We start from the raw sequence: 13,489 nt of genomic DNA, 5'->3' as shown, positions 1-13,489 counted from the left end.
TGCGCTCTGTTCCAATATAAAAACAAAGCGCCCTATTGAAGTTGAATTACTCTTTTGAATCTTCTATGGTAACTATCTGTATTTTATGCAGAATACGATAGAGCACTGGCACAACGATTAAGGTCAATATGGTCGCGAATCCTAAGCCAAACATAATTGTCACTGCCATTGGTTTAAAGAAACTATCCGGTAGAAGTGGCACCATGCCTAAAATAGTCGTGATTGCCGCCATACAAACGGGTCGAACACGACTCAATGCCGCATCTACTACCGCTAGATAAGGTTCTTTTCCAGACGTCATCTCAATATTGATTTGATCGAGCAACACAATACCATTCTTCAACAGCATGCCAGACAAACTCAGAAATCCGAGTAGGGCCATGAAACCAAACGGAGTATCAAGCAACAACAGGCCTGTAGAGACGCCAATAATGGCCAAAGGCACCGTAAACCAAACAATCAAAGGTTCTTTAACAGAGTTAAACAAGAACACCGTAACCAAGAACATAAAGAGATAGCCTAGTGGCATCGTAGTAAATAAGGACTCTTGAGCATCAGCCGAAGATTCATACTCTCCCCCCCATTCCAATGAATATCCAGAAGGCATCTCTATTGCGTCAATCTGCGTCATTAGCCGCTTCTGTAACGTCGCCGCCGTCTCGTCACCAAGTAAATCTGGGTCGGCAAAAATAGTCAGCATACGTTTACGATTTTTACGAATGATAAGCGGATCTTCCCAGCGAGTTTCATACCCAAGAGTGACCTGTTGTAGTGGTATATATTCGCTTAAACCTGGACTCCATATCTTCATACTTTCAATGTTATTTATGTTCTCTCTCTCATCTTCAGGTAGCCGAGCAACAATTGGCATTAATGTTGTGCCATCACGATAAACCCCAACGCTTTTCCCAGAAAATGACATGCTTAGAAATTCATCTACATCCGATTTTGTGATGCCGTAACGTCTAGCCTGACTTTCATTAAATATAGGTTCCAGTACCTTCGTCCTTTCACGCCAATCATGTCTTATGTTCGTCGTTCCGTTATCGGCGTACATAAGATCCATAACCTGCGTAGCCAAAGTCCTCAATATTGTCGGATCAGAACCCACCAGACGAGCTTCTATCTTCGCGCCACCACCTGGCCCTAGCTCAATTTTCTTCAACTTATAGTTTATCTCTGGGAAGTTAAGTTGAATATGAGAGCGGAACTTAGCCATTAACGGGTCCATCGCCTCAGCGGATGTAACGCGTGTAGCAATCTCACCATAAGCGGAGTAACTCTTTTCTGGTGAATAGGTAAGCATAAACCGTTGCAACCCTTTACCGGCTGTCGTCGTAACGTGCTCGACACCATCTTGCTCTGATAGCCAACCTTGCAATACCTGTAACTTGGTATTTGTCGCTCGAATATCGGTTCCTTCTGGCATCCATACATCAACCATAAACATTGGTGTAGTGGACGATGGAAAGAACGACTGTTTTACTTTGGTAAATCCATAAATGCTTACCATTAGCATCACTACCAACACAATGACGGTCGTCCATGCCCGTTTCATACAAAACTCTAAGAAGTTTCGATAAACAACGAAAATCATTCCGTTGTATGGGTCCGAACCTTCATCATCTTTGCTATCAGATGAGGTTTCCTTGAAAAATAGATCAGCAAAGAAAGGGGTCAAAGAGATGGCAGTAAACCAGCTCAACATGAGCGAGATGAGCAGTACTGTGAATAGTGTGCCGCAATATTCACCGGTTGCATCGTCAGACAAACCGATTGGCGCAAATGCTGTAACGGCAATAACGGTTGCACCAAATAGTGGCCAAATTGTTTGCGTTACAATATCAGTAGCAGCCTGCAACCTCGTTCGTCCTTGCTTGGTTCCGATCAGTATTCCTTCTACCACCACGATGGCGTTATCTACTAACATTCCCAGTGCGATAACCAAAGCACCAAGTGAAATACGTTGCAGTTCGATGCCCATATACTGCATAAAGATAAAGGTACCTAATACTGTCACCAACAGTATCAAACCAATGAGAAGGCCAGATCTCAGCCCCATAAAGAAAAGCAAAACAACGATAACGATACCAACCGCTTGAGCTAAGCTAATAACAAATCCACTGACCGATTTATCTACTTCTTTTGGTTGGCTATATATCTCAGAAATATCGATACCAATAGGCTGTTGAAATTTGAGCTCTGCCAGTCGTCTATCAAATCGCTTACCTACTTCAACAACATTGACCCCTGAGTTAAACGACACACCCATGTTAAGAGAAAGTCTGCCATTAAAGTTAATGATATTAGAGGGGACCTCGACATACCCTCGTTTGATCGTTGCCACATCTTTTAGGAAGATAAGTCCTTGCGCTCCACCTTCGGTTAAGATTAAGTCGCCCAGTTGAGAAACGTCTTTAAATTCGCCGGTCGGTTGAATTCGGATGTACTCTTCACCAATACGCACGCCGCCCGCATCGCTCACTGTATTCTGAGTATCAAGCAAATTAAATATCGTGGATGGCGCAATACCCAAGCTACTTAATCGCTTCATCGATATTTCAATGAAAACCTGCTCTTGTTGCTCGCCTGATACGCTGATTTTGCCAATTCCATCGATTAACTCTAGGTCACGTCGCAGGTAATCTACATAATCCAAAAGCTCTTTATAACTGTATCCTTCACCGGAGATAGCCAGTAATATTCCGTACACATCACCAAAATCATCGATAACCTGCGGGGTATACACCCCTGGTGGTAGAGTTGGCGCTAGATCGTTAACCTTTCGCCTTAATTCGTCCCATATTTGTGGCAGATCATCAGGGCCATAGTTATTTTTCATGGTCACGGTTATCTGAGACAAGCCTCGACTGGAGATTGAGTTAACCTCATCAACATAGATAAGCTGTTGTATCGCCTTCTCTATTGGGTAGGTCACTTCTTCTTCGACCTGGACCGGTGTTGCACCGGGATAACTTGTCACTACCATGGCGTCTTTGATCGTAAATGCAGGGTCTTCAAGTCGACCTAAGTCAAAAAAGGCCGATGTACCGCCAATCAAGAATATCAGCGAAAGCATCCAACTAATTACTTTATTCTTGATAAAGTAGGCTGCGATGCCCTTCTCTTCCGCAGGTGTTTCAGCATCTAATATGGGAGCATTTTTTTGATCGCTCATTAGTTTGCCTCCTGCATGCTTGGTTCTACTTTTAATCCATCACGCAAGCGTGTTATGCCGGCAATAACTATCTTGTCTTCAGCTGTTAATCCATCCAACACTTGAATTTCCTTATAGCTCACTCGTCCTGTCATGACTTTGGTGCGCTTAACTGTATTATCTGGTTGTAATACCCAAACAAACTTGTTCGCCCTATCTAGCGTGTCCCCATCTGGATTAAATATCGCTTCTATCGGTATCGACAAAGCAACGGTTTGTATATCGCCTACATGGCCTTTCTTCGGTGCAACCTCTACAGCCATACCATCTAAGATCAATATTTCCTTAGGCATAGGCATGGTTAGGGTAACGTTATAGGTTGCCGTGTCTTGATCTTGTTCAGTGGTATATTCCTTCAGCTTCGCTGAGTAAATGAGCCCATTAGCGACTTTAACATCTGCTTCAACTGATCCAAACTCCTCCATTTGAGGTGAATTAGCGAACAGTTTATCTGCTACCTGAATAACAATATCGACAAAGGCTGGATTATGGATATTGACTATCTGTTGGCCTGCTTGAATATTTTCAAATTTCTCAACATTAACGCGCGATATAATTCCATCGAAAGGGGCTTTCAGTTGGGTAAAGGAGAGTCTAAGTGTCGCCAAATCATATTCAGCTTTTGCTATCATGCGTTGAGCAGCGAGTTCATCGAACTGTGATTGTGCGAGCAACCCTTTTTTCACTAACGGTGCTGAGCGTCGATATTGACTATCCGCCACATTGAATGACGCTCTTTTGTTTTCTACTTCTAGCTTAAAATCATTGGGGTCAATCTCAGCGAGCACCTGTCCTTTACTAACTAGGTCTCCTTCATTGACATCAAGTTTGATTACCTCTCCAGAAAGTCGAAAGCTGAGATGAGAACGGTCAGCGGCCGCCGCGATAGCAGGGAAGAACATACGGCCATCGTAAACCGCATCAGACTGCTTTGAGAGATCTAAAATACGAACTCGTGGGATCTCTTTTTCAACGTCGGCTGGTTTTTTACCACAACCTGCCATCGCAACAAGAGAACTTAACACTATGATATAAATGATTGTTTTCATATTACAGTCCTCTCTCCTTAACCCACTCTCTGACTTTTATTCCTTCTTCAATACCTGCTACTCCAGAAATAACCACCAAATCACCATCAGACAATCCCGACTGAACCTTGCCACCTTCACTTAAAGTTAATTCCACTTTTTCTGTTAATCCTTCTTCAGTGACTCTCCATACATACTGTTTGTCGTTTTCTGAAAACAACGCGCTTTTGGGAACCTCTGTTGTATCAACTTTAGGAATAGAAACCCTTAACTGCCCTGACATTCCTGGAAGCGCCCCAACATCATCGGGTTTATCCATCATCATGGTCGTTTTATAGCTATTTGTTTTTGAATCGGCTTCGGTGTCTATCTCGAGTAACTGAACAGAAAATGACTCTTGTGGAAAAGAGTCAAAGGTCATGGTCGCTTTTTTATTCATTCCACCGCGAAATCGGTTTAGCAAATAGCCCGGAAGCTGAAATTCAATTTTTAGGACAGCCGTTGTTTGTACATTCATCACCGCCTGACCGGCGTTAATGTATTCGTAATTTTCTATGTTAACAATAGAGACTGTGCCGTCATACGGGGCGACTAATCCAGTGTAGCTTAGATTTGAGGAAGCTTGGTCAAGGGACGCGTTTGCAGATTTATAGTTGGCAAGAGCTCGGTCATAGTCTTGCTCTGAAACGACTTGATCCTTGCGTAGTTTTTTCATCCGTTTATATTGAACATTAGCCAGTTCAAAATTAGCTCGGGCCTGTTTTTGGAGCAGTTTATACTCATCAGGATTAAGCGCTGCGAGTATATCGCCACGTTTCACAAGATCACCAGCATTGACATTAAGTAGTTCAAGCTGACCCGGTACACGGAAAGCAAGGACGGCTTTATCACCGGCTTGGGCTATTGCAGGAAAAGTACGACTCAGATCATTATTACCAACAGAAACGGCAAACAATTTAGCTGGTCGAGATTCTGGCTCGGGAACGGGAGGCTGCTCTTTACATCCAACAAGCAGAACCGCAAAAAATAACAGTGAAAAAACTTGGGGTTTAAACATAAAACATCATCCATGTAATAGCTTTACAGCGCTAACTATTAACATAGATGATGAAAAGGGAATTTGCCAGTGATTTGAATCATAACTCACTGATAATTAAGTGTGATTCTAGTCGAGATCACCTTTATTATTACAGTTTGCTGAATTCTCGATTAACTTTAAATGATTCGGACGTAACATAGGCTTCCATTGATCTCACCCCGTTATCCACTCGTCCTAACTCATTCTCAATATTATTAAGCAGGTTTTCAGGCGTTTGCCCAGCCTGCCAAGCCTTATCCTTGATTTTGTGATCCTGTTTTGTTTTGATGTTCTCTTGATACTCATATGGCTGCTTTTCCAACATCAAAGTAAACGCGACATAGGCGACAACAACTAAAAAACTTCCACCCAATAACGCGGCAGACACCACCAAGATTCTAACCAACCAGGTCTCTACACCAAAGTAGTTTGCAATACCAGCACAAACACCTGATAACTTAGCGTTGACGGGGTCACGATAAAGTTGCCTATCTCTCATTATTCTGCCTCCAACTTGGTGACTCAGAATCCAAGATCCTCTCTAACGTATCGACCCTTTTTTGCAATGATTCTGCTTTAGACGTTAAAGACTCTAAACGCTCGTAATCTTCCGTTGTTAAGCCATGTTCTGACTTTCTCTTACCGCGATAGTGTAGAAACAACCAAAGCGGCGCGACAAAAATCAAAAATACTATAATAGGTCCGGTAACAATGGCCGCTGTCATATACATTACTCCTAATTATTAGTCTTTATTCATCTGTTCTTTTAATTTTTGTAGCTCTTTTTCTATCTCATCAGTGGCTTGCAGTTCAGCAAACTCCTGATCAAGAGACTTCGCTTTACCCGACATTTCATAGGTATCGGCTTCAGCTTCAAGTTGATCAATCTTACGCTCGTACTGCTCAAACTTTGAAAAAGCTTCATTTGTGCGACTAGTATGAAGATGTTTCTGCACATCTCTACGACTTCCCGCGGCTTCACGACGAATCACAAGAGCTTGTTGCTTGGCGCGAGTTTCATTGATTTTTGTCTCTAGCTTACTAATTTCGCCCGTTAACTTATCAATTGTATCTTCAACTAAGGTTTGCTCATGATGCAAGCTTTTAACAATTTCAATGAGCTTTTGTTTCTCTATCAATGCCGCTCTAGCAAGATCTTCTCGACTTTTTGTTAACGCTAATGTGGCTTTGTTTTGCCACTCTTCAATGTGCGATTCCATGGAATTAACACGACGAAAAAGTTCTTTTTTGTCCGCAATAGCTTTTGCGGAATTTGTACGAACCTCAACTAACGTATCTTCCATCTCTTGTAAAATGAGCCTAATCATCTTTTCAGGATCTTCAGCTTTGTCCAAAAGTGAACTCACATTGGAATTGATGATATCAGCGAAACGCGAAAAAATACCCATGATATGTCTCCTTAATAATAACAGTAGTTAACCTTAACCTGATTGTCGTTCACAAATGACTCTAGGTTTACGAGTTACAATTCAATATCTATGCCACTATTTTTTACTAATAATTACAATAACTTGTGCGTAAGTTGGTTTTTAGGGTCATTGTGCTATGATGAATTAAACCAACTATTGGTAAAAAAAACCACTCAACTGTGAGAGATGTATGGAACAGCAAACCCTGATTGGAGAATCACCACTTTTTTTGTCCGTTTTAGACAAAGTATCGCGCCTTGCCCCCATCGAGAGACCGGTTCTAATCATTGGAGAAAGAGGAACAGGTAAAGAGCTGATCGCTCAACGACTCCATTATCTTTCAAAACGGTGGGACCAACCGTTAGTGATGCTCAATTGCTCAAGCCTCAGCGAAGGGCTAATAGATACAGAACTCTTCGGTCATGAAGCCGGAGCATTTACGGGTTCAAAAGGTCGGCATCAAGGCCGCTTTGAACGTGCAGAAGGAGGGACCTTATTCTTAGATGAGTTGGCAACCTCACCGCTTTCGGTACAAGAGAAACTGTTGCGTGTAATTGAATACGGTCAATATGAAAGGGTTGGGGGCAACAAAACACTTAATGCCAATGTCAGACTCGTATGTGCTACCAACGCAAATCTGCCTAAGATGGCAAAAAATGAGACCTTTAGAGCTGACTTGTTGGATCGACTCGCCTTCGATGTTGTTCATCTTCCTCCGCTACGAGAACGCCAAGAAGATATCCCATTACTTGCTCAGCATTACGCCATGAGAATGTGTCGTGAGTTGTCGCTTTCGCTCTTCGTTGGTTTTACCGATAATGTATTCCGTATAATGTCCGAGTATTCTTGGCCGGGGAATGTTCGTGAATTAAAGAATGTCATTGAACGCGCGGTCTATCAGCACGGTAAGTCTGAATTACCTATTGATGACCTTGTTCTTGACCCCTTCAAATGTGAATGGGTAAGTGAAAATACGACCATTAACAACGATACTGAACAGGACAAACCAACGCCTAACCGACAAACTCTGCTTCCCGAGTCCATTGATTACAATGTGCCCATTGATTATAAAGAATGGCAAGAACAACAAGATATACAGTTACTCAACCACGTTATGGACAAAGCTAAACACAACCAACGTACCGCGGCTGAACTGCTCAATCTTAGTTACCATCAGCTGCGCGGTATGCTGAGGAAGTACAACATGGTTGGTCAGTCAAATGACCGTCCTGCTGAATAGAATGCGTTAAAATTAATGATAAAAACTAATCTCATCTCATTCTAGCGAAATAACCGGTCCAAATTTTTCCGGTTTGTTATTTACGTACCCTAAAGAATTGGTCTGCCTAAAGAAAAGGTGTTAAATTATGCAGATCTTTCGGCATCTTTTGTTTGCCCGTTCTCAATCAATGATAGCTCTTTCTATGAAAGCATTTTTAAAGTTCACCGCAGGATTCTTCAGTATAGGATTATTGGTTGGGTGTAGCGACAGTATTGATCACGACGAAATTCGCAAACATGGTTTTGTCTCTTGTGGACATAGCGCACTAAACTCCTTCAACCCACAACTCGTTGAAGGTGGTATTACCGCTGACTCGCTAAGCCCACAAATCTACGATTCGTTATTAACGTTAGATCCTGTCACTCTAAAGCCGAAGGCCAACATTGCCTCTTCTTGGCATATCAACGATGACGGAACAGAATATACGTTCAAGCTCAAAGACAGTGTCGAATTTCAGCATACGGATTGGTTCACCCCGACAAGAACCCTAGACGCCTCTGATGTCGTGTTCAGTTTTAACCGATTAATCGCTCCAAACCATTCATTTCATTTTGTTGGCAATGCAAGCTACCCATGGTTCGAAAGCATTGGCTTCAGTAATCTCGTTAAGAGTGTTGAAGCCATAGACCCTCTAACGGTAAGATTTACTTTAACAAAAGCAGACAATACCTTTCTGTCTAATATATCGACTACTCACTCCGTTATTCTTTCCCGTGAATATGCGCAGCAACTAGAGATCAAAGACGAAAAAAACCTTATCGATGAATTCCCTGTCGGTACGGGCCCATTTTATTTGGCCGAGTATCAAGTCGGTGATCTCGTTCGACTTAAAAAGCACAAACAGTACTGGCAAGGTGAACCAGAACTTGAGCAAGTAGTATTTGATATATCATCTCGTGGAACAGGCCCTCTTGCGAAGCTATTGCGCAGAGAATGTGATGTTCTCTATACGCCGCTTTCTAGTCAGATCCCTATTATCAAGCAACATGATGATTTGATACTAGAGGCCAAGCCATCCATGAACGTCTCGTTTATCGCCATTAATACCGACCATCCTGCACTCAGTGATCCGAGAGTAAGAAAGGCGTTGAGTTTGTCTATTAACCGAAAGAGCATCTTAGATGCTGTTTATTTTGGAACGGGTGAACAAGCTTATTCATTATTACCACCCAGCTCTTGGGCGTATCAAAAAGACGCGATGCAGATAAGATACGATAAAAATTACGCGGTCGGGTTGCTTAGAGAAGCCGGCTACTTACAAGGTCTTCAGCTTTCAATGTGGGTCCCGTTAGAAGCAAGCCCATATAATCCGAGCCCGAGAAAAACAGCAGAGCTGATCCAGGCCAATTATGCTGACATAGGGATTGAGTTGAAACTTTTCACCAGTGACCGCTTTAACCGTACGGAACTGGCAGAACATACTGACATTGATTTGATTCTCACTGGATGGAACGCCAGTACTGGTGACCCCGATAATTTCTTACGTCCGCTGTTGTCGTGTCGTGCAGAGGAATCAGGATTAAATGTGTCGATGTGGTGTAATCCAGACTTTGATTTTTTATTAGATTTGGCAAAAGAGACCAATCAAGAGAGATACAGACTAAACTTATACAAAGAAGCGCAATATATGATGAATGAAGAAATGCCTGTCATTCCACTTGCTCATGGTGCTCAGTTTTTAGCTTATCACCAATCGTTAACTGGATTTGGTTCCAGCCCATTCAGTTCTCAGAGCTTTCACAAAGTAAGGAGAGTCAAGTAGATGTTTCGTTATACTATTCGTCGCTTTAATCTCTTTGCGATAACCTTAATTATGCTGACCTTTGTTGGTTTCAGTATTCTTCGCTTAGACGCAGAATCACCCTGGGCTCACTTGAGTTATCTGCAAGGATGGTCGCACTATGTTCAGGAGCTGTGGAATCTCAACTTCGGCCTAAATAAGCAAGGTTATCCTATCATTGACGATATCGTGGTGGTATTTCCTGCTACATTGGAACTTGTATTTATCTCCTTTATGCTCGCGCTTTTTATCGGTATCCCTTTTGGGACCATTGCCGGAATGCGACAAGGCAAAATGATCGATACGATAATCTCATTTACTTCCATGTCTGGCTACTCTGCGCCTCTGTTTTGGGTCGCCCTTTTGTTGATTATGTTCTTCTCATTAGATCTGGGGTTACTTCCCGTCTCAGGTCGATATGACCTGTTATATGAGATCAAGCATGTCACCGGGTTTGCCATAATAGATGCCTTCTTATCTGACCATCATTACAAGGCGGAAGCGTTACAAAGCGTATTGGAACATCTGGTGTTACCGTGTTTGGTACTCGCACTCGCACCAACCACGCAAATTGTGCAAATAATGCGCGCCTCTGTTGCGGAAGTAATGACGCAAAACTACATTCGCGCGGCAAGAATTAAAGGTTTGTCGAAACGTGAAATTATCACCGAACACGTTTTTAGAAATGCACTACCTCCCATTTTTCCAACACTCGGTGTTCAGCTCTCTAGTATGATTACGTTTGCCATTATAACAGAGTCGATTTTTAACTGGCCGGGGATTGGTAGGTGGTTGCTAAACGCACTAGCCAATCAAGACTACGCTTCCATTCAAGCGGGTGTAATGGTGGTCGCTTCCTTTGTATTATCTGCCAATATATTGTCTGATTTACTTGGTACGCTATCAAACCCATTGGTAAGGAAAGAGTGGTATGTTAACCAATAGCATCTATCAAGAAGAGCATATTCCCACTCAGTTTGAACGCTTTGCTAAAAGCTATCGAAGCAATAGTTTAGCGATGTTTGGAATGTGGTGCCTTATCCTAGTGGTGTTAATTACAATCACGGCACAGTGGATTGCTCCACATGATCCAAACCTCCAAACAGGACATTTACTTGTCCCTCCCTCTTGGGCGACAGAAGGCAGTATTGAATACTTCTTAGGTACCGATGATTTGGGACGAGACATACTTTCCCGAATATTGACGGGCTCTCAGTATACATTTGGTGCTTCAATTCTAGTGACAATCATTGCTGGCCTAATTGGTAGCAGTATCGGTATTTTGGCTGGTATGACTCGTGGCTTACTGTCCAGTACCCTGAACCATCTGCTTGATACCGTCATGTCCATCCCTTCACTTTTATTAGCCATTATATTCGTGGCCTTTTTAGGGTTTGGTGAGTTCAATATTATGCTCGCGATTGGTTTGGCATTGATTCCTAGATTTATCCGTTCCATCTACACTGCGATTCACGCTGAGCTTGAAAAAGATTACATCATGGCGGCTCGCCTTGATGGTGCCAATGACTTATATTTATTACTCAATTCTGTCTTTCCAAATATCCTTGCCATCATCGCCGCAGAAGTAACGATGGCGCTGACACTGGCCATTATGGATATCACTGCCCTCGGGTTTTTGGGGTTAGGTGCCCAAGCTCCTAGTACGGAGTGGGGCGCAATATTAGGGGACTCTGTCGAGTTGATCTATCTAGCGCCTTGGACGGTAACACTACCGGGACTCGCAATTATGTTTACAGTTATCGTCATTAATTTGGTTGGCGAAGGCATTCGACAAGCGTTAAATGCAGGGGTTGAATAATGCCATTACTTGATTTTAGGCACCTAACTATAGAAATTGAAACACCGCACGGGCTCGTCAAGGCTGTGGATAGAATGAGTCTTACAATCCAAGAAGGGGATATACGCGGTTTAGTCGGTGAATCAGGTTCCGGAAAAAGTTTAGTCGCGAAAGCTATCGTCGGTATCTGCAAAGACAATTGGCGTGTAAGCGCTGACCGAATGCGATTTGGTGACGTCGACTTGCTACAATTGACGCCAAAGGAACGGCGTAAGGTCATTGCCAAAGATGTCGCGATGATCTTTCAAGAACCCTCTACCTGTCTTGACCCATCAGAAGCCGTGGGTAGCCAACTCGCCGAATCTATCCCTTCCAAAACCTTTCAGGGTCGATGGTGGCAGCGCTTGAAATGGCGTAAGAAGCAGGCAACAGCTTTGCTTCATAAAGTGGGTATCAAGGATCACAAGCGTGTTATGAGTAGCTACCCCTATGAGCTTACCGATGGAGAATGCCAGAAGGTCATGATAGCGATGGCTATTGCGGCGAAGCCTCGACTGTTGATCGCCGATGAACCAACCAATGATTTAGACCCCATTACTCAATCGCAAATATTGCGCTTACTGAGTCGTATGAATCAGGTGCACAACACGACCATATTGCTCATTGGACACGACTTGACGACAATAACGCAGTGGGCAACTCGAATCACAGTAATGTACTGTGGACAATCTGTCGAATCCGCCGCTACCGAACAGATCCTCAAAGCACCAAAGCACCCCTATACCATTGCACTATTGAAAGCGATGCCGGACTTTAGTAACTGGATACCTCACAAGCAGAAACTTCAATCTTTACCGGGCTCTATTCCTGCACTCCAGCATCTTCCTATTGGTTGCCGACTCGGCCCACGTTGTCCGTATGCACAGAGGCAGTGTGTCGAGATTCCGTACTCTAGAAAAATAAAGGGCCATAAATACTCATGCCATTTCCCGCTTAATACGGAGACCAAATAATGAACGAATCCCTTCTTGAGGTTAATGGTCTGTCCAAGCAATTTGTCACGCGTTCTGGGTTATTTTCAAAAAAAATTCAACAATCGGTAAAGCCGTTAAGCTTTACCTTAGAAGCAGGACAAACCCTCGGACTAATTGGTCAAAATGGTTCTGGCAAGTCCACTCTAGCCAAGATGCTGGCAGGGGTTTGCGAACCAACGAGTGGTGAGATTAGAGTCAATGGTGATAAGCTAGAACATGGGGACTACTCTACACGCTGTAAACTTATCCGTATGATATTTCAAGATCCTAATAGCTCTCTCAATCCAAGGATTCAAATTGGCAGAATTCTAGAAGGACCGCTACGACGTAACACGGAGATGTCACCAGAGGCACGCATGAGCCGAGTCAAGAATACCTTGGTACGTGTTGGATTGCTCCCAGAGCACGCTTATTTCTATCCTCAGATGTTGGCCGCCGGGCAAAAACAACGCGTATGCCTTGCCCGAGCCTTAATCTTACAACCTTCCATTATTATCGCTGATGAAGCACTAAATGGTTTAGATATGGCTATGCGCTCTCAAATCATCAACCTTTTTCTCGAGCTTCAAGATGAGATGGGGGTTTCATTTGTTTATGCATCACAGCATATTGGCATTATCAAACACATCACTGATAAAGTAATGGTGATGCACGAAGGGGATGTGGTGGAATATGGTGAAAGTAGTCAGGTTTTAACTCGTCCAGAACATCCGGTTACTCAACGGTTAGTTGAAAGTCACTTCTATAAAGCCCCGAACTATAAGAGATGTTCGTAACACAGCATAGTTGGACCATTGAAACCCCTTCTATAATGCGAAGGGGAACGAGAACCAGATTAACTC

The 13,489-nt window shown here is 43.1% G+C and carries 12 protein-coding genes; 6 read left to right on the top strand and 6 right to left on the bottom strand.

The features are described 5' to 3' along the window. Positions 1-46 precede the first annotated feature (46 nt). From L3V77_RS06785 to pspA, 6 genes are all read right to left on the bottom strand, one after another. Positions 47-3,178, bottom strand: a complete 3,132-nt coding sequence (locus L3V77_RS06785) for an efflux RND transporter permease subunit (RefSeq protein WP_275136323.1) — start codon at positions 3,176-3,178, stop codon at positions 47-49. Then, the gene (locus tag L3V77_RS06780; RefSeq protein ID WP_275136322.1) at positions 3,178-4,266 is read right to left on the bottom strand and encodes an efflux RND transporter periplasmic adaptor subunit; all 1,089 of its coding nucleotides are present in this window, start codon (positions 4,264-4,266) and stop codon (positions 3,178-3,180) included. Before L3V77_RS06780 ends, L3V77_RS06785 begins: the two co-directional genes overlap by 1 nt. A 1-nt stretch (position 4,267) precedes the next feature. Beyond that, a complete protein-coding gene (locus tag L3V77_RS06775; RefSeq protein WP_275136321.1) occupies positions 4,268-5,302 on the bottom strand; it encodes an efflux RND transporter periplasmic adaptor subunit in 1,035 nt (344 codons plus the stop codon). A 130-nt stretch (positions 5,303-5,432) separates the two neighbouring features. Continuing rightward, positions 5,433-5,822 carry an envelope stress response membrane protein PspC gene (gene pspC / locus L3V77_RS06770; protein ID WP_275136320.1) on the bottom strand — a complete coding sequence of 130 codons (390 nt, stop codon included), beginning with the start codon at positions 5,820-5,822 and terminating at the stop codon, positions 5,433-5,435. Then, a complete protein-coding gene (gene pspB / locus L3V77_RS06765) occupies positions 5,812-6,048 on the bottom strand; it encodes an envelope stress response membrane protein PspB (RefSeq protein ID WP_195702980.1) in 237 nt (78 codons plus the stop codon). The genes pspC and pspB overlap by 11 nt, the downstream gene beginning before the upstream one ends. A gap of 18 nt (positions 6,049-6,066) precedes the next feature. After that, positions 6,067-6,732 carry a phage shock protein PspA gene (gene pspA, locus L3V77_RS06760; RefSeq protein WP_275136319.1) on the bottom strand — a complete coding sequence of 222 codons (666 nt, stop codon included), beginning with the start codon at positions 6,730-6,732 and terminating at the stop codon, positions 6,067-6,069. 211 nt (positions 6,733-6,943) lie between these two features. On the opposite strand from pspA, the gene pspF reads away from it, so the two are divergent. From pspF to L3V77_RS06730, 6 genes are all read left to right on the top strand, one after another. Beyond that, entirely contained in the window at positions 6,944-7,993 is a 1,050-nt protein-coding gene (pspF, locus tag L3V77_RS06755; RefSeq protein ID WP_275136318.1) for a phage shock protein operon transcriptional activator, read from the top strand. A gap of 184 nt (positions 7,994-8,177) precedes the next feature. Further along, positions 8,178-9,797 (top strand): ABC transporter substrate-binding protein, encoded by a 1,620-nt coding sequence (locus L3V77_RS06750; protein WP_275136709.1) that lies wholly within the window; start codon positions 8,178-8,180, stop codon positions 9,795-9,797. Then, entirely contained in the window at positions 9,798-10,760 is a 963-nt protein-coding gene (locus L3V77_RS06745; protein WP_275136317.1) for an ABC transporter permease subunit, read from the top strand. Then, the gene (locus tag L3V77_RS06740; RefSeq protein WP_275136316.1) at positions 10,747-11,634 is read left to right on the top strand and encodes an ABC transporter permease subunit; all 888 of its coding nucleotides are present in this window, start codon (positions 10,747-10,749) and stop codon (positions 11,632-11,634) included. Before L3V77_RS06745 ends, L3V77_RS06740 begins: the two co-directional genes overlap by 14 nt. Continuing rightward, positions 11,634-12,626, top strand: a complete 993-nt coding sequence (locus L3V77_RS06735) for an oligopeptide/dipeptide ABC transporter ATP-binding protein (protein WP_275136315.1) — start codon at positions 11,634-11,636, stop codon at positions 12,624-12,626. The genes L3V77_RS06740 and L3V77_RS06735 overlap by 1 nt, the downstream gene beginning before the upstream one ends. Beyond that, complete coding sequence (locus L3V77_RS06730) at positions 12,626-13,423, top strand: ATP-binding cassette domain-containing protein (RefSeq protein WP_275136314.1); 798 nt, start codon at positions 12,626-12,628, stop codon at positions 13,421-13,423. Before L3V77_RS06735 ends, L3V77_RS06730 begins: the two co-directional genes overlap by 1 nt. Positions 13,424-13,489 lie beyond the last annotated feature (66 nt).

Origin of the sequence: Vibrio sp. DW001, from assembly GCF_029016285.1 — a bacterium.
GTDB lineage: Bacteria > Pseudomonadota > Gammaproteobacteria > Enterobacterales > Vibrionaceae > Vibrio.
Note: the sequence above shows the minus strand (reverse complement) of the source record. Positions and strands in the feature narration are given on the sequence as shown.

Bases quoted from the DNA above. Each gene is read 5' to 3' on its own strand.
- pspB (WP_195702980.1), bottom strand. From the start codon at position 6,048: ATGACAGCGGCCATTGTTACCGGACCTATTATAGTATTTTTGATTTTT.
- L3V77_RS06780 (WP_275136322.1), bottom strand. From the start codon at position 4,266: ATGAAAACAATCATTTATATCATAGTGTTAAGTTCTCTTGTTGCGATG.
- L3V77_RS06775 (WP_275136321.1), bottom strand. From the start codon at position 5,302: ATGTTTAAACCCCAAGTTTTTTCACTGTTATTTTTTGCGGTTCTGCTT.
- L3V77_RS06745 (WP_275136317.1), top strand. From the start codon at position 9,798: ATGTTTCGTTATACTATTCGTCGCTTTAATCTCTTTGCGATAACCTTA.
- L3V77_RS06740 (WP_275136316.1), top strand. From the start codon at position 10,747: ATGTTAACCAATAGCATCTATCAAGAAGAGCATATTCCCACTCAGTTT.
- L3V77_RS06750 (WP_275136709.1), top strand. From the start codon at position 8,178: ATGAAAGCATTTTTAAAGTTCACCGCAGGATTCTTCAGTATAGGATTA.
- pspC (WP_275136320.1), bottom strand. From the start codon at position 5,822: ATGAGAGATAGGCAACTTTATCGTGACCCCGTCAACGCTAAGTTATCA.
- L3V77_RS06735 (WP_275136315.1), top strand. From the start codon at position 11,634: ATGCCATTACTTGATTTTAGGCACCTAACTATAGAAATTGAAACACCG.
- L3V77_RS06785 (WP_275136323.1), bottom strand. From the start codon at position 3,178: ATGAGCGATCAAAAAAATGCTCCCATATTAGATGCTGAAACACCTGCG.
- pspA (WP_275136319.1), bottom strand. From the start codon at position 6,732: ATGGGTATTTTTTCGCGTTTCGCTGATATCATCAATTCCAATGTGAGT.
- pspF (WP_275136318.1), top strand. From the start codon at position 6,944: ATGGAACAGCAAACCCTGATTGGAGAATCACCACTTTTTTTGTCCGTT.
- L3V77_RS06730 (WP_275136314.1), top strand. From the start codon at position 12,626: ATGAACGAATCCCTTCTTGAGGTTAATGGTCTGTCCAAGCAATTTGTC.